This window comes from Corynebacterium sp. MSK032 (assembly GCF_030232065.1).
GTDB lineage: Bacteria > Actinomycetota > Actinomycetes > Mycobacteriales > Mycobacteriaceae > Corynebacterium > Corynebacterium jeikeium_D.
Genome location: NZ_JASPJR010000002.1, coordinates 153,697 through 170,000 on the forward strand (window position 1 = coordinate 153,697; position 16,304 = coordinate 170,000).

Sequence of the window (16,304 nt, forward strand, 5' to 3'; positions counted from 1 at the left end):
CATGAATTTATCGCGGAGTGCTCAGCTGGGTGTCTACGGTGGCATCCTCATTGCTCTGGGCTCCTACGGTTCCGGTGCGAATCGCTACCGTGGCGGCCTTGTCCACGCTCTGGGACTCGACTGGATCACCTACGGTCACGGTCAGATTTTCTGTGAGATTGTGATTTGGGTAGGTATCGCCCTGCTGCTTATCTCGTGGCTGCGCATCGGGCGGGAACTGCTGTTCTCGAAGGGGACCATCCGGGACATTGTGGCCGGTTCTGCCCATGATGGCGACGCAGCAGACGCTGCGGTTCCAGCGAACGCTGGCGGCGATGAGTCCACGTTGCGTCGGTTCAATTCAATCCTGATGGCCTGGGCAATTCCCCTCGCGCTGGCCGCACCGCTGTTCTCTCGCGATGTCTATTCGTATCTCATGCAGGGCGCGATGGTCCGCGATGGGTTTGATCCCTACACTGAGGGAGCTGCAGCCAATCCAGGGCCGATGCTGCTGGAGGTATCCGCAGATTGGCGGAATACCACCACCCCGTATGGCCCGCTGCATCTGGGAATTGGCGAGGTCATCACGCGGATTGTCGGCGACAACATCACCGTCGGCGTGATTCTCTACCGCATTGTGTGTCTGCTGGGCTTCGCCGCCATTGTCTGGTCGATCCCGCGAATCGCCCGGGAGCTTGGAGCAAATCCGGCTTTCGCACAGTGGCTCGGTGTGCTCAATCCACTGGTGCTACTGCATCTGATTGCGGGTATGCACAACGAGGCACTGATGGTCGGATTGGTCAGCCTGGCACTAGTCGCCGCACTGCACATGGAGCGCATGCGGGGTGGCCTGGTCGCTGCTGTCCTCATCGGAATTGGCGTCGCGCTGAAAGCCACCGCTGTCCTGGCGCTGCCCTTCGTCGTGTGGATTGTGTTGACCAGGCGCGAGCCCATCGCCACGGTTCAAGAGATGCTGCGCAAGATTCCGGCGATTGCCGGTGTGGGCATCGTGTTGGTCGCAGTTTGCGTCGGCACGCTTGCAGTGGTGACGTGGCTGACCGGCTCGAGCTGGGGCTGGATTTCCGAGATCAGTGGCAATACCAAGGTGATTAACCCCCTGGCAGCACCGTCAGCGGTCGCTGGTGTGATCTCGGGCGTCATGGCGTGGTTCAACGACGACATCGGTTTCAATGTCATCGTCAGCCACACACGCGTGGTCTCCTCTATCATCATGCTGGTGGGACTCGTGATCTCCTGGTTCTACTTCCGAGCCACCCCTCGTAACAATGTCGCTGGCATGATTGCCGCCTACGTGGTGGCCTGCGTATTTAATGCCGTGGCACTTCCCTGGTACTACGCCAGCTTATTGACTCCCATGGGAACGATTCGCCCGCCACGGTGGGTGGTTCAAGGCACCGTGTTGTTCACATTCATCCTGTCGCTGTCCTTCGCCGGCGGCGGCAATCACCGCTTCTACGACGTGCCCTGGATGGTTATCATCACCGTTCTCGGCTGGCTGGCCGTCGGCTGGCTGACCACTGGAAAATTCAGCTGGAAGTACTCGTGGCGCGACGAAAAAACCGCCGCAGACACGGATTCCACAGTGGCGCCCCTGTCGCGGTCAACCGAGGTCGCATAGTTGTCCATGCCCGCCCCACAGCCTCTCTCGACCATCGCGCTGCCACAGTCCTACGAGCTCTGCCGCGATATTATGGCCTCCCACGGTCGCACGTATTCCCTGGCCACGCGACTGTTGGCACCCTGCCAACAGCGTGCGGTGTGGTCTCTCTACGCCTGGGCACGCATCGTCGATGACTACGTCGACTGCCCCGCCGACGCCGACCGCTCCCCCACGCACATCGAAGCCACGGTCATACGTTTAAGCGAGCTTTTCCACTCAGCTGTCGTCATCGGTTCGCTTGACGACGTCCACCGCGACCGCGACCGTGCCGTCATCTCGGCGGCCGCACAGACTTTTCGCGACTACGACATCGATCCACAGCTCTCTGCGGACTTTGTTCACTCCATGTTGATGGACGTGCCCGACACATCGTGCCACATTGCGCATTTTGAAACATGGGAGCAACTCGACTCGTATATGTGGGGCTCCGCAGCAGTCATCGGCCTTGAGATGATGCCCATCCTAGGCACCCGCACAGGGGTCTCCCGTGAGGAAGCCACTCCCTACGCAGAGCTCCTGGGAAAAGCCTTTCAGGTGACGAATTTCCTCCGCGACATCGCCGAGGATTTTCGCCGTGGCCGTATTTACCTACCACTGAATGAGTGGGAGGCCTTCGGAGTGGGTACCGAGGAGATCGGCTACTGTGCCGCCACGGGACAGACGACCCCGGCGGTACGTCAGGCATTGGCCTTCTTCATCGCTCGCAACCGCGCCCTCTATGCCGAAGCCAGCAGCGGCGTGGACATGTTAGAGGTGCCAGGGCGTCAGGCTATCCGTGCCGCGGAGATTCTCTACTCAGACATTCTCGGCGAAATTGAGCGCATGAACTACAACGTCTTTGCGCAACGCGCTCAAGTGGGACGCGCTCGAAAAGCAAAAATCGCCCTCCCGCTGCTTTTCACAGCAGTGGCCGGGCGATTACGACAGGAGCTATCGCGGGCGTAGGACGGCGGGCGTAGGACGCCGTCCGGGTCTTTACAACGCCATAGCCTGTGCGCGGCGCATTACTTCGCGTGCAAGGTGACCGTGTAGGGCGTCCACCGGACGTCCAGGCAGAGATTCATCTTCGGTGAATAGCCACTCCAGCGTTTCTTCTCGCGTGTAGCCGCCGTCGGCAAGCAATGCGAGTGCGCCAGGTACAAAACGCGCGACCTCGTCATCTTCAAAGAAGCGGGCGGGAATTTGTGCAATGCCGTCGCGGTGGACTGCAATAAGGCGCCCCTCCTGCAGCAACGCGTGAATTCGGGTGACGGTGACGCCAATGAGGTCAGCGGCATCAGGCAGCGCAAGAGTGGGTTCGTCGGCGCTCAGGACATCGTGGCAAGTTGGAATCTTTCTCACACTGGTCACTTTAGCGCGTTGGCCTTGCAGTAGGTACGTCCCCATATACTTATTAGAAGCAACTGATTGGAACAGGGAAGGCTGGTTTATGTCGCAGCTTGTCGAGGGGCAGATTCTCGATGGTCGCTACCGTATCGGAGCCACCATCGCACACGGTGGCATGAGCACCGTGTACTGCGCCACCGATTTGCGGCTCGATCGCAGGGTGGCCGCAAAGGTCATGGATCCGCGTTTTGTCGACGACGAGTCTTTCCGCATCCGCTTCGAACGTGAGGCCCGCGCGGTCGCGCACCTCAATGACGAGTCGCTCGTCAACGTCTACGACCAGGGCACGGACCCGGCGGGGCATGTTTTCCTCATTATGGAATTCGTCGACGGTGGGACCCTCCGCGAGCTGCTCCGTCAGCGCGGTCCGATGCCTCCACATGCAGCTGCCGTCGTAATGCGCTCGGTTTTGCGCGCCCTATCGGTGGCGCATTCCCGCGGCATGGTGCACCGAGATATCAAGCCGGAAAATGTGCTGATTGCCTCGGACGGGCGAGTGAAGCTGGCGGACTTCGGTCTAGTGCGCGCGGCCGCTGATGCCAAGGTGACCTCTAACTCGGTCATCGTCGGCACCGTCGCTTATCTGGCTCCGGAGCAGGTCACGGGTGAATCCATCTCCCCTGCCTCCGATGTGTATGCGGCGGGTATTTTGCTCTTTGAGCTGCTTACCGGCACCACGCCATTCATCGCCGATTCTTCGCTCGGCGTTGCCATGAAGCGATTGAACGAAGATGTCCCGCCACCCTCGGAGCTCATCGACGGCGTTCCCGAGGAGTTCGACGAGTTGGTCGCCCGCGCTTGTTCCCGCAGGCCGGAGGATCGGTTTGAGACGGCCGAGGAATTCGGTGACGCACTCGAAGACATTGCGGACAAACTCGCGCTGCCACCATTCCGCGTGCCATCGCCCGTCAATTCAGCAGCCGCCAACGCTGCCGCCATGGAGGGGCTCACAGAGGACTTCCACCGACCGGGCAACGACCATTTCGATGACAGACACGGCACCGCAGAGACGGCACCCGAGCGCTTCGGTCACGACGGCTATGGCTTCTCGACGGACGCACCCGGTAGCCCCGTTTCTTCCCGACCACCGGGACCACCAAACGTTTTCGATGATTTCGACGACCCGGATGCGGGGCGGACACGCACTTTCGATCGCTATGACGAGTACAACCCCACTGGCTGGGAATCCCCGGAGCCGTCTGGTGGAGCTCTCGTACCAGCCGACGTTCCAGGCGCTCCGGAATATCCGCTGCCGCCGGACACTCAGGGCCCACAGCACCCACAGCATCCGCAGCCGCGATCTGCTCAGACTCAGACGCCTAAGAGCCGTCGAGCTACCCGACAGCGGACGCGCCGTGGATGTGCATTGTGGCTGATTATCGCCCTGGTTGCCACGTTGGGCATGGGGCTTGGCGCATGGTGGCTGGGCTCTGGCCGTTACGGCGAAGTGCCCTCTATCACTGGGCTGTCGCAACCACAGGCGATGACCGCAATCAGTGAGGCGGGCTTTGAACCGGTGGTTGATGAGCGCTACGACAACGATGTCGCAGTGTCCCAGATTATTGGCTCGGACCCCCTGGCTGGAGCGCGGGTTGTCCGCGGTGATGATGTTCGCGTGCTGGTCAGCCTCGGCCGCCCGACAGTGCCCGCATATCCCGCGAACCACTCAAAGGAAGTATTCAGCGCTGCCCTAGCTAAGCGGACGTTGAAAGAAGAGGTCGGAGACCCCGTCTTTTCCGATGATGTCTCCACCGGCGGCTTGGTCTTTGCGGTTCCTGCTCCAGGACAGACCGTCGAAGTTGGCTCGGTTGTGACTGTGCATTACTCCAAGGGGCCAGCACCGGTGAAGGTGCCAAAAATCGTGGGCCTTCAAGAGGATGAAGCTCGTGAGCTGTTGAGTAAGGCCGGACTGGAAGTCCGGGAGGTATCGGCGGAGTTCTCCTCCTCTGCTGAGCCGGAAGAGGTTCTTTCCGTGTCTCCTGAGGAAGGCACTGGCCTCGAACGCGGTAGTTCTGTGACGTTGACCATTAACAACGGCATCGAAGTGCCCAATGTAGTGGGCAAGTCGGAAGATACTGCTCGCCAAATACTGCAGCGCGAGGGCATTGAGGTAAGCGAAGTAAAGGACGCGTCCTCCTCCTCGCGCGACTACGGCCGTGTCGACGCAGTCTCACCGAGTGCAGGTCGTCTGGTTAACCCCAATGATGCGACTGTCACGCTGACCGTGTCCAGAGCAGTGAAGGTTCCGCAGCTGCTGGGTAAAACTGTTGCGCAGGCACGTCGTGAAGCGGAGAAACAGCATCTTCAGCTCGACATCGACGGCTCTGCGAACGATGACGATCGCATCGTATTGCAGTCACCCCGACCGGGCGCTAAGGCCACGGCGGGTGACAGCATTTCGGTCAGCACTCTGTAAAAAAGTGCGGCGCTCTACTGAGTGCGGTGCTGCACTAGCTGGGCTAGTTGTACCTAGCTGAGCTGGTTGCAACTAGTTGCGCAGCATCTCGGCAACCAGGAAGGCCAGCTCCAGCGACTGCTGAGTGTTCAAACGCGGGTCGCAGGCGGATGCGTAACGGCCTGGCAGATCGACATCGGAAATGTCCTGCGCGCCACCGAGGCACTCAGTGACATCTTCGCCGGTCAGCTCCACGTGGATACCACCCGGGTGCGAGCCGATCGAGCGGTGCACCTCGAAGAAGCCCTGAACTTCGTCGACAATGCGGTCGAAGTGGCGGGTCTTGTAACCATTGGAGGCCGAGTAAGTGTTGCCGTGCATCGGATCGCACTGCCAAATGACCTTATGACCAGAAGCTTCCACAGCCTCAACGATGGGAGGCAGCACGGAGCGAACCTTGTCATTGCCCAGACGCGAAGTCAGGGTCAGGCGACCAGGCTGGAAGAACGGGTCGAGCTTGTCGGCGTAAGCGACAGCCTCCTCCGGCGTGGTGGTCGGGCCAATCTTCACACCGACGGGGTTGCCAATCATGGCAGCCAGGTTGATGTGGAAGTCCTCAATACCACGGGTGCGCTCACCAATCCACAGCTGATGCGCGGAGAGGTTGAACAGCTCCTGATTGCCATCGTTTTCAGACAGGCGCAGCATAGCGCGCTCGTAGTCAACAACCAGTGCCTCATGCGAGCAGTAAATTTGCGCGGTCTGCAGGTTCGAGTCCGCAACACCACAGGCAGCCATGAACCGCAGTGCGTGATCAATCTCGCGTGCCAGGTCCTCGTAGCGGGCACCAGCCGGCGAGTTGCTGACGAACTCACGGTTCCACTCGTGCAGACGATGCAGGTCAGCGGTGCCCGAACCTGTCAGTGCACGTACCAGGTTCATCGCCGCAGACGCATTGGCGTAAGCACGCACCATTCGAGCTGGGTCGTGAACTCGAGCTTCTTCAGTCGGCTCAACGCCGTTGACCATGTCGCCGCGGTAGCTAAGCAAGCCGTCGCCGTCGATGTCCTTCGAGCGCGGCTTAGCGTACTGACCAGCGATACGAGCCATCTTTACAACCGGGGTGGATGCGCCGTAGGTCAGCACAACGGCCATCTGCAGCAAGGTCTTCACATTGGCGCGAATGTGCGGCTCAGTATTGGACTCAAAGGTCTCCGCACAATCACCGCCCTGCAGCAGGAAGGCCTTACCATTAGCGACGTCGGCAAGCTCCTGACGAAGCTTACGAACCTCAGGCGCGACCACAATTGGCGGCACCGATTCGAGAATGCGACGCACGTTAGCAGCGGCGCGGGCATCCCAGCTTGGCTGCTGTAGGGCTTGGCGGGATACGACATCAGCAAAGCGCTCAGCCATGTCGCCGGGAAGCGGTGGCAGATCGGGCAGGTCATCTACAGGGAGATCAATAGTCCAACTCACAGAAGTTCATTGTAGTGCCCCTGCCAGAAGGGTGTTAGTCAGGTCACCAAATATTCGCATTCCGCTGCTTAATCAAGCGGCAACTTCTGGGCAATCTTTTGAAACTTCAGCAGATTGTGCTGGGCATCTGCCAGCGCATCGTGCTTACCTGCAGTCTGTTTTGGTAACCGTGGCTTGCCCGCCATCTCCCAGTACTGCTTGAGTTCACGGGTATAGCGCGGCATGAACTGCGGCAGCTTGGTCATATCGCCCCAAAGCTGCACCAACGCAATATGGTCGTAGGCGCCTACCCAGGCCCACAGCTCTGGACTGCCCGTACCGGGTTCGGTGAAAAATGCCAGCAGTTCCTCGCGGATCGTGTCCCGGTTCTTCCACAGCGGAGATGAGGGATTGGGCAGCTGATTGAGCACATTGGCCCGCACCCACGGCCCAGCCTTGCTCTCGTTGAACTCGGTAGACACCGCGTAGTACTCGCGGCCGTCCTCAGCTACGACACCGATGGAGACAAGATCAATAGTCTTGCCGTCTTCAATAAACTCGGTGTCATAAAAATAACGCACGGTGTGGAATCCTCTCCAGCCTCGGCCTCGCGTCGGCTACCTCGCGACCAAAAGACCGCGGAGCCCTACCGAGCAAATCTTCCCCATGCACCGAATCGCCTTAGGAAGTGTGCAGCCCCACTGTCGCGAAAACTATCTGCGCCTTATTATTCTAGCGAGCGCGTCGGAACCAGCGACGAGGGGTCGGCTTCGGCCCCGGAGCCGGAAAAGTCAGCTCTCCCCCCGGCTCGGTTCCCGCTGGATAGCCGTTGCCGGCCTCCAAGGACTTCTTCACATCAGTCGCATAGGCATCGACATATTCCTGACCCGAAAGCTTCTGAATTTCCTTAATCAGGTCATCCGTCAGTGCCCTGGCCGCTTCATACTCATCGCTGTACTTGGCTTTGTACTCCGACGGATCAATCGGATCGCCGATAATCGTGCCCACCTTCACCGGACGAGGAATCCACGAGCCAATCGGGTTGGCCTTCTCCGTATCAATCATCGCCATTGGGAACACCGGCACACCGGCCTCCAGTGCTACACGTGCCGCACCGGTTTTCCCGCGGTACAGTCGACCATCCGGACTACGAGTGCCCTCCAAAGAAATGCCCAGCAGATCACCGCGTGACAGCACCTTCAAGCCTGCATTCAGCGCATCGCGGGCTGCATCACCAGAGGTACGGTCAATCGGCACCTGCCCCACCGAGGAGAAGAAGAACTTCTGAATACCGCCGACAAAGCCCGGCGTGGTGAAGTACTCTGCCTTCGCCAGGAACGTCAGCTGACGGCGGCAGACCAGTGGGAAGAAAAAGTGATCCATCACAGCAAGGTGGTTCGACGCCATCAGCGCTGGACCTTCCTGAGGAATCTTCTCACCACCGATGTAATACGGGCGATTATAAATCCGCAGCCAAGGGCCAATGAGGATGTACTTAAAGAACTTGTACCAGCGATTATTCACAGTTTAAAACTATACAGGTTCACGTGGCCCGGCGATCCATCTCCGCAGCCATTCCCCCACCTTTTCGCGGGCGAATTCCCCTGCAATCCCCCCAATTGACGCTTTACGACGATGCCGCACCCTCGGCAGCCACAACGCTGCGCGCAATATCCGCCGCACCGATCAACCCAGCATCCGCACCTAGTTCAGCGACCCGCACATCCGCTACCGGACGATAGCCAGTACCGGTGAGATTGCGGGCAAACTCGGCCTTGGCCTTGTCCAGGTATAGATCAGACGCCGAGGCAACACCGCCACCGATAACAATCAATTCCGGATCAAAGACATCGCCCACCATCGACAGGCCACGCCCCAGCCAGGTAGCAAAGTCATCAATCGCAGCTAGAGCCAATTCATCCCCCTGGCGAGCAGCCGAGACGACATCGGTACCAGTTACCGAGCCGGCCACGAGCCCGTCGGTAAGCCGCGAGAAGTAGCGACCGGATCCAGAGAGTTCCTGAGCGGTGGTAACCAACGCCGTACCCGAGCAGTAACGCTCCAAGCAACCACGCTTTCCGCAGGAGCAAGGACGACCATCCGGCACAACGGTGAGGTGGCCGAATTCCGGCGCCGTGCCGTACGCGCCACGGTAAATCTCACCACCCCGCATCATCGCGCCGCCGATTCCCGTACCCAGCGCAAACAGCACCCAATTATCCGCACCGCGAGCCGCACCAAAGCGATACTCACCCCAGGCGGCCGAGTTGGCATCGTGCTCAAGCTGCAGCGGACATGGGAGAAGCAAGGATAAACGCTTGACGACGTTCGCATCGCGCCACGGCAGATGCGGGGCAAAACGAACCGTCTGGCGGTCAGAATCCAAAAAACCAGCTACAGCTAAACCGATGGCGCTGACATCTGGAAAGCGTTCAACCAAGCGCTCGGATGTCTGGACAATGCCACGTTCAATGGCATCCACACTGCCGTCAGAACTAGTCTGAACTCGATACAGCACCTGCCCATCAGCGCTGACCACTGCAGCGCGCAGGTTTGTTCCACCAATATCAAAACCGATAGCCGGGCGATCAGCGGCGTCGGACTCGTCTGAGCTCGGATGAATCGGAATATCGGTGGACATAACAGTTGATTATAAAGGGATTGCGCAGGTTCGGAGAATTCGGCGAGCCCGAGCAGCCATGACCTCCCAGGTCCACGACTGCACAACATGCTCCCGACCACAGGCTCCCATCGCCGCCGCGCGCTCCGGATTATCCAAAATCTCAACCAGCCCGGTGGCGACGCTGCGCTTCGAGGCCCCGTCGACAACGATGCCAGTTTCGCCATCGATAACTGTCTCCGGGGCGCCACCAGACTTGCCAGCTATGACAGGGACACCGCAGGCCTGTGCTTCCAAGTAGACAATGCCGAGGCCTTCTACATCGAGGCCACGTCCGCGGGTTCGGGCGGGCATGGCAAAAATGCTGGCCGCATTGTAATAGGCGGGGAGGTCATCATAAGAGACCTTGCCGGCAAAAATGACCTGCTCGGAGACCCCGAGCTTTACTGCCAGCTTTTTCAATTCTCGGTTCAACGGACCAACACCCACGATCAGCAACCTGGCATCCGGGTGCTGCTCAAGAACCTTAGGCATGCTGCGAATCAGCATATCTTGGCCTTTTCGGCGCACTAGCCGAGAAATACAGACGATAAGCGGCTGAGACTCACCGATTCCGTGGTGCTGCCGGATCTTCTGTCCCGCCTCGGGGTCCGGAGAAAATCGCTCGATATCGACACCGGAAGGCAGGCGTTCAAATGCTGTTTGCGGACCAAAGGCTGCCGCAAATCGACCACGGGTGTAGCGGGAAATATAGGTCACAACATCGGAGCTCTTACCAATGCGCCTCAGCATCTGGCGGGCCAAAGGCAGCATCGACCAGCCCACTTCATGTCCGTGAGTGGTAGCAACGATGCGGGTGGCACCTGCGCGACGGCATGCGTCGGCAAGCAAACCAAGTGGCGCGGCGGCACCAAACCATACGGTGTCAATGCGTTCGGTGCGAATAATCTGAGCGGCGCGACGAGCTACGTGCGGCAGTGGCAGCAGCACGGAATCACGCATGCGGTAAACACGGTACGGTAGCGACTCGTCGTAGGCGCGGAGCTTTTCCTTCGGAGCTCGCGAGGACGCGAGGACTACGAGGTTCTCCGGATCCAAACGAGCACAGAAATCACGCAGGTAGGACTCGATTCCACCATCGCGAGGCGGGAAGTCATTCGTAATGAGCAGTACGCGCGCAGACATGGAGCCGAGTTTATCTACCTTGACTAAAAGGACGCGAGGTCACCTGCCGCTAGTTAGAAGCGGACAGCGCCTTGGTACGGGCCCCCCTGGTCGATGGAAACGACCTGGACTGGAATACCGTAGTCGGAAGCATGGACAATCTGACCATTGCCGATGTACATGCCCACGTGCGTGATTCCCGGGTAGTAACCGATGATGTCGCCCGGCTGCAGCTGGTCGCGGCTCACCGGAGTACCACCGGCGAGCTGCGCCTGCGAGGTCCGCGGGATGGACTTACCAATCTGCTGGTACGCCCAGTACATCAGACCCGAGCAATCGAACTCAGAGGGACCAGCAGCTCCCCACGAGTACGGGGAGCCCAGCTTCGACAGAGCGGCATCAACTGCGGCGGAAGATCCGAGCAGTTTGTCCAACCCTTCGGTAATTGGGTTGTTCTTGGAAATCCAAATTTCCCGCTGTTCGGGGCTCAGCGATTCAACCATGGACTTGACATGCTCGGCGCGCTCATCAAATTCGGCGCTGCGCTTGTCCAAATCATCGCGGCGCTTGGCCAGGTCATCGAGCTGCTTGCGGATATCGTCCTGCAGACGCAGCGCATTGGCCTTACCATCCTCGGCATCCTTGCGGGCTTGCACCGCACGGCTGACAACTTCATCGTTGTCGCGGAACATCTTGTTGATGTAGCCGGCACGGTCGATAGCGTCCTGAGCACTGGAAGATCCCAGGGCGGCAGACAATGGGTCGACGATTTCACCACGCATCCGCTTCTTCGCGAAGTAGGAAATCTCACCAGAGAGCGCCTTGAGATTATCCTGTGCTCGGAGAACCTGATCCTCAGAGTGCTTCAGTTCCCCTTCGGCGTGCCGGAGTTCCTCTTCCTTGGCCTGAACCTGAGAATCCAGCTCGGTAACTTCCTCAGAAACCGCTTCGGTATCCCGAGAAATCTTCTCCAGCTCTGCAATAATGCCGTCTGCAGTAGCCAGATCCGGGGCTGGCTGTTCATCCTGCGCAGAGGCAATCGGCGCCAAACCTACGGAGCCAAAGGTTAGCCCAGTCACGACCGTAAGCCCGACTACACCGCGACGAGAGTTGTGGCGACGGCGAGAGGCACGGTGACGCGACAAATCCAAACCCTTTTCAAGTTGTGTATTCAAATTTCTTCCCCGAAAAACAAAACATCAAACCACTTGACGCATTCGAGCAAATTGTAGCAGCCTTGCCGCGGAACAACACACCGACAAACCGCCAGCACAAAGGGGTATCCAAAGGGAGTAACCAGGATAGCCCTTCGACTCCACGCATTGCGTAACCGCAGTAGAAAAACAAAAAATGAGGCGAGTGCCCCTATAGTGCTTTACGACGCGCATAGCGTCAGCACCCGGGCGCTCGCCTCAGTGCCCCCTCGGTAAAAAGAGAGCCAAGGCTCTGCGGGGCATCAAGGCCCCGCAGGTTGTCATCCGTTCAAACAGATTAGAAGCGGACGAAGTTGTGAACCGGCATGTAGTTCATCGGAGCTTCCTTGACGACATCGCCGGACTGCGGAGCGTGAATCACGTTGCCGTTGCCGGAGAAGATGCCGACGTGGGTAGCGCCAGAGTAGAAGGAAACGATGTCACCCAGTGCCGGGCTGGAGACCGCGGTACCCTGGGAAGCCTGCGCCTGGGAGGTACGCGGGATCGACTTACCGACCTGCTGGTATGCCCAGGAGGTCAGACCGGAGCAGTCGAAAGAGTTCGGACCGGTAGCGCCCCACACATACGGGGAACCGATCTTGGAACGTGCAGCGGAGACGATAGCCGAACCAGTGGACGGTGCTGCAACGTTTGCAACGCTGCCGGAGGTAACCTCACCTGCGATGTCGTTGAACTTGCCAACAACATCCTGCATACCTGCAACCTGCGGGGTATCGAAGCCGTTCAGTGCGCCCTGGATGTCGTTCAGCGGGTTAGCGTTAGCGGTCGGAACTGCGAGAGCGGTAACGCCGGCGACAGTTGCGCCAAATGCGACTGCGTTGCGTGCAAAGTTAGAACGGCGGTGGTGCTTGCCCATTGTTTTGAAACTCCAAAATCTTCCTGTTTAGCCGACCGGGTTAGCTGACGGGTTCGGAAGAATGGAAGACTTCCTACCCTCCGGGATTTCCCTTTGGGATTCACCCCATGGTTCGAGGTGGGTCCCCGGCTCGAATCCCCTGAGGCTCTCACTACTTAGACCCTCAGGACCTTCGATAAGGCTCTGTGTTTTCTTATCAATGACCGGCACCAACTCAGTGGCCCCGTTTCAATGTCTCGATAAGGTTACGAAATGGCATCAAGTTTTGTCTAGCCGTTTGTCCAGAAAACCGCTCGAGGCCCGGTTGTTACCATCGATAGAACTAAACCGTTACCAAGCTGTTACAACTAAACACTCCCCCTATAGCGGAATAATAACAGTTTGATAAACGTGTCACTACCTGGCATTTTGAAGTCCGCCGAGAACTTTACACTTAATGCCTTAAAGTCGACACATTTTTATCGCGGGCTCAAAACGTGTTTTATGTCACACTCCAGCTTGCAACAGCTCAATTTGCTCAAGTTTCACAGTTTTAACACCACTAGGAGCGCTCAGCATAGGATTATTGACGTGGATTCAGGACAACAGCACTTCCCTCTCGAAGGCACCGTCGATGATTCTCTTTTCAACACCACCTTTGTCGTCGTAGACCTGGAAACGACCGGATTGAAGGCCAAAAACGACCACATCATTGAAATTGGGGCCATCAAAACCCGTGGCGGTAAGACAATTGGCACCTTTTCCAGCTTCATCGACCCCGGTATGGAGATCCCCGACCACATCACATCTCTGACCGGCATCACTCCCGCCGATGTTGAAACCGCCCCACAGCTCGGCACAGTTATTACTCAGTTCCTCGAATTTGCCCGGGGAAGCGTCTGGGTTGCGCATAATGCCAAGTTCGATATTGGATTCCTCCGCCAGGCTTGCACAGATTTGGGCCTAGATTGGCCTAGCCCCAGTGTCGTAGACACCCTCACGTTGGCGCGTCGCGTCCTCGACCGCTCACAAGTTGGCAGTTTCAAGCTCTCACAGCTCGCACGGTACGTCGGTTCTCCGAATCGCCCCACCCACCGGGCGCTTGACGACGCAATCGCAACCGTCGACGTCCTTCACTACCTCGTGGAGAGACTAGCTGGCGATGAAGTACAAACAGCGTCCGAGCTAGTGCACTACTCGCCCACCGTCGCTCCAGAGGTTCGTGCTAAACGGCACCTTGCCGATGGAGCTCCGCACACCCCTGGTGTCTATGTTTTTCGGTCAAGAAATGACGACCCCTTATATATAGGTACAGCTCTCGATTTGCGACGTAGACTTCTGCAGTATTTCAACGGTACTGATTCTCGTCGCAAGATTACGGAAATGGTCTCTCTAGCCGAACGCGTCGAGATCATCGAGTGCCCGCACGGCTTCGCTGCAGAAATTCGCGAGGCTCGTCTGATCTCTGCACTCCGTCCGCCCTACAACCGACAACGCACCGAACCAACCCGCGGCTGGTACATCGTCCCCACTAGCCCCGGTCGGCCTGCCAAGATTAGCCGGGCAGTCACCGACGCCCGCAGCCTAGGTCCTTTCCGCACGCGCGACACCGCTACTGCCATCCGCGACAGGTTCTCCGCGCTTAACGACGACTTTGCGATAACAACCGCTCAGATCTCCACCACCGGCGCAGACGAGATCGCAGACATGATTGCAGAGATATCAGCACTTGCCGAAGCACACCGCTTCCAACGCGCGGCAGTGCAACGTGACCGCGCCGCGGAGTTCATTATCAGCTTGGACAAGCAGCAGCGCCTGAGCATGCTTGCCGCCATCCCATCTCTGCAAGCCGCTTTCCCCGATGGCAATGGCGGCTGGCATCTAGCGGAAATTCGCTACGGCAGGTTGGCCGGCGCCAGCACCGCACCACGTGGCGCGGAAATGAACTACATCATCGAGCTCATGGAGAGTTCAGCCCAAACAGTCACTCCAGATGATTCCTTATATAAAGGAGCATCGATTGATGAACTCAGTATTATCTGGAAATGGCTGCAGCGCCCGGAGGTACGAATAAAGCCCACCGGAGGCGAGTATTCCTACCCTAGGTTAGGCGCAGGAAAATACCTTCAGTGGGCAATTGACGCGCAGCAAGCACGTCGTGAAGCGCGACGCGAACCTTAACCCTTCATCGCCGCGGTAAGGATGTCCAAGCACAGCCCCGACTGGAGCGTTTCCTTGACCTCTTCAATGGAGTCGGCCATAGCTTCCTTTAGCGGACGGCCACTCAGACCACGCGAAATGGCGATTGCGGCGGCGGAGTTAAGGATGACTGCATCGCGAATCGGGCCTTCGAGCTCGCCAGCCCAAATGCGACGTGCAACATCAGCGTTGTAAGCAGGGTCACCGCCACGCAGCGCGTCAATTTCGGAGTACTCCATGCCATAGTCATGTGGATCGATGGCATCTTCGGCAACTCCACCGTTTTCCACAATAAAGACCTTGGTGGGGCCAGTAACGGTAATCTCGTCGAGGCCATCGCTTCCGCGAACCACCAGCGCGCGCTGACCACGGCGGGCGAAGGTGTCCGCCATCGTCTCCATCTGATCTTCGAAGGCACAGCCAATCAAGCTCGCCTGCGGGCGTGCTGGATTCGTCAGCGGCCCCAACAGGTTGAAGACTGTCGGAACCGCTAGCTCCTTACGCACCGGTCCAGCGAAGCGCATGGCCGGATGAAAGCGAGCGGCAAAGAGGAAGCGCACGTAGAAATCCGGATGTTCCGGAGAAGTAACGAGACCGTTCTCAATGTCGATGCCAAAGGCCTCCAGCATGTCAGCTCCGCCCGACTTCGAGGAAGCCGCGCGGTTACCGTGCTTGAGCACCGGCACACCGCTGGCCGCGATAACAATCATGGACATCGTGGAGATGTTGACGGTATTTGCGCCATCACCACCGGTGCCGACGATATCGACTGCACCGCGCTCAATAACACCGGCGAGCTGTGGATCATGAACTGGGCGGGCAAATGAAAGCATGCCCTCAGCCGCAGCATCGAGCTCGGCAGCCGTAATCCCCTTGGCGAGGAGACCGAAAGCAAACGTTGCGGTCTGCACGTCTCCGGAAGCACCGGACATGATTTGATCCATGGCGAATCGAATGCCCTCACCGGAAACTTCGCGGCCAGCGCCAATCGTGGAGAGAACATGGCGCCAGTTTTCGACCGCCCTCTTATCGCCGATCTCGCTCATCGCCACTCCCTTCCACTAGATAGTCAAGTCTGTATTCGTACTTTATTAATACAACTGCACCTAGGTACTGCTGGCTATCCCGCCCACCAGGCGCACCACATCACAGGGCTGTTGAAAAAAATCCCACCGTGATGTACGTAATAAGACAAGATACCTCCCCCATATATCCAGCGCATCACCAGGTCCACCTTTTGCGTTCACCGAAAATCTCACCCCCATTGGGGCAACTGGAAAAATACGATATTAAACAGAGCCGAACCTGCGATAAACTAACCGACAACTGATGTCGCAGTATCGCTAACCCAGGTTCACCGGAGGTGAACCTGG

13 protein-coding genes and 1 riboswitch are annotated in these 16,304 nt (G+C 58.4%); of the genes, 4 read left to right on the forward strand and 9 right to left on the reverse strand.

Going from position 1 to position 16,304, the window contains the following annotated elements; genetic code table 11:
• The first annotated feature begins 1 nt into the window (after position 1).
• Both QP995_RS01875 and QP995_RS01880 read left to right on the forward strand, forming a co-directional pair.
• Positions 2 to 1,618: an alpha-(1->6)-mannopyranosyltransferase A gene (locus tag QP995_RS01875; protein ID WP_049192941.1), complete on the forward strand. Its 1,617-nt coding sequence runs from the start codon at positions 2 to 4 to the stop codon at positions 1,616 to 1,618.
• 6 nt (positions 1,619 to 1,624) lie between these two features.
• On the forward strand, positions 1,625 to 2,605 hold the full coding sequence (locus QP995_RS01880) for a phytoene/squalene synthase family protein (RefSeq protein ID WP_049192940.1): 981 nt from the start codon (positions 1,625 to 1,627) through the stop codon (positions 2,603 to 2,605).
• Between the two features lie 30 nt (positions 2,606 to 2,635).
• Here the strand turns inward: QP995_RS01880 and QP995_RS01885 are convergent, their stop codons facing one another.
• Complete coding sequence (locus QP995_RS01885; RefSeq protein WP_005510311.1) at positions 2,636 to 3,010, reverse strand: Rv2175c family DNA-binding protein; 375 nt, start codon at positions 3,008 to 3,010, stop codon at positions 2,636 to 2,638.
• A 79-nt stretch (positions 3,011 to 3,089) separates the two neighbouring features.
• On the opposite strand from QP995_RS01885, the gene QP995_RS01890 reads away from it, so the two are divergent.
• Complete coding sequence (locus QP995_RS01890; RefSeq protein WP_049192939.1) at positions 3,090 to 5,462, forward strand: Stk1 family PASTA domain-containing Ser/Thr kinase; 2,373 nt, start codon at positions 3,090 to 3,092, stop codon at positions 5,460 to 5,462.
• Between the two features lie 72 nt (positions 5,463 to 5,534).
• Here QP995_RS01890 and QP995_RS01895 read toward each other — a convergent pair whose 3' ends face one another.
• From QP995_RS01895 to QP995_RS01925, 7 genes are all read right to left on the reverse strand, one after another.
• Positions 5,535 to 6,920 carry a class II 3-deoxy-7-phosphoheptulonate synthase gene (locus tag QP995_RS01895; RefSeq protein ID WP_049182155.1) on the reverse strand — a complete coding sequence of 462 codons (1,386 nt, stop codon included), beginning with the start codon at positions 6,918 to 6,920 and terminating at the stop codon, positions 5,535 to 5,537.
• A 68-nt stretch (positions 6,921 to 6,988) separates the two neighbouring features.
• On the reverse strand, positions 6,989 to 7,480 hold the full coding sequence (locus QP995_RS01900; protein WP_016423018.1) for a polyadenylate-specific 3'-exoribonuclease AS: 492 nt from the start codon (positions 7,478 to 7,480) through the stop codon (positions 6,989 to 6,991).
• Between the two features lie 151 nt (positions 7,481 to 7,631).
• Complete coding sequence (locus QP995_RS01905; RefSeq protein ID WP_038625849.1) at positions 7,632 to 8,423, reverse strand: lysophospholipid acyltransferase family protein; 792 nt, start codon at positions 8,421 to 8,423, stop codon at positions 7,632 to 7,634.
• A 103-nt stretch (positions 8,424 to 8,526) separates the two neighbouring features.
• Positions 8,527 to 9,540, reverse strand: coding sequence for an ROK family glucokinase (locus QP995_RS01910; RefSeq protein ID WP_284852858.1), 1,014 nt, complete (start codon positions 9,538 to 9,540; stop codon positions 8,527 to 8,529).
• Between the two features lie 9 nt (positions 9,541 to 9,549).
• Positions 9,550 to 10,704, reverse strand: coding sequence for a glycosyltransferase family 4 protein (locus QP995_RS01915; protein ID WP_049192937.1), 1,155 nt, complete (start codon positions 10,702 to 10,704; stop codon positions 9,550 to 9,552).
• A gap of 53 nt (positions 10,705 to 10,757) precedes the next feature.
• Positions 10,758 to 11,828, reverse strand: a complete 1,071-nt coding sequence (locus tag QP995_RS01920; RefSeq protein WP_350309311.1) for an NlpC/P60 family protein — start codon at positions 11,826 to 11,828, stop codon at positions 10,758 to 10,760.
• 346 nt (positions 11,829 to 12,174) lie between these two features.
• Positions 12,175 to 12,753, reverse strand: a complete 579-nt coding sequence (locus QP995_RS01925) for a C40 family peptidase (protein WP_048731217.1) — start codon at positions 12,751 to 12,753, stop codon at positions 12,175 to 12,177.
• Positions 12,754 to 12,767: 14 nt separating this feature from the next.
• A riboswitch (cyclic di-AMP (ydaO/yuaA leader) is annotated at positions 12,768 to 12,910 on the reverse strand.
• Positions 12,911 to 13,323: 413 nt separating this feature from the next.
• On the opposite strand from QP995_RS01925, the gene QP995_RS01930 reads away from it, so the two are divergent.
• Positions 13,324 to 14,913: a DEDD exonuclease domain-containing protein gene (locus QP995_RS01930; RefSeq protein WP_284852860.1), complete on the forward strand. Its 1,590-nt coding sequence runs from the start codon at positions 13,324 to 13,326 to the stop codon at positions 14,911 to 14,913.
• On the opposite strand, the gene trpD is transcribed toward QP995_RS01930, so the two are convergent.
• Positions 14,910 to 15,977: an anthranilate phosphoribosyltransferase gene (gene trpD / locus QP995_RS01935; protein WP_049190496.1), complete on the reverse strand. Its 1,068-nt coding sequence runs from the start codon at positions 15,975 to 15,977 to the stop codon at positions 14,910 to 14,912. The genes QP995_RS01930 and trpD overlap by 4 nt on opposite strands.
• Between the last annotated feature and the right edge of the window lie 327 nt (positions 15,978 to 16,304).

What these genes read in the sequence shown, in the direction of transcription:
- QP995_RS01875 (WP_049192941.1), top strand. Translation starts at nt 2, where the DNA reads ATGAATTTATCGCGGAGTGCTCAGCTGGGTGTCTACGGTGGCATCCTC.
- QP995_RS01880 (WP_049192940.1), top strand. Translation starts at nt 1,625, where the DNA reads ATGCCCGCCCCACAGCCTCTCTCGACCATCGCGCTGCCACAGTCCTAC.
- QP995_RS01890 (WP_049192939.1), top strand. Translation starts at nt 3,090, where the DNA reads ATGTCGCAGCTTGTCGAGGGGCAGATTCTCGATGGTCGCTACCGTATC.
- QP995_RS01910 (WP_284852858.1), bottom strand. Translation starts at nt 9,540, where the DNA reads ATGTCCACCGATATTCCGATTCATCCGAGCTCAGACGAGTCCGACGCC.
- QP995_RS01915 (WP_049192937.1), bottom strand. Translation starts at nt 10,704, where the DNA reads ATGTCTGCGCGCGTACTGCTCATTACGAATGACTTCCCGCCTCGCGAT.
- QP995_RS01925 (WP_048731217.1), bottom strand. Translation starts at nt 12,753, where the DNA reads ATGGGCAAGCACCACCGCCGTTCTAACTTTGCACGCAACGCAGTCGCA.
- trpD (WP_049190496.1), bottom strand. Translation starts at nt 15,977, where the DNA reads ATGAGCGAGATCGGCGATAAGAGGGCGGTCGAAAACTGGCGCCATGTT.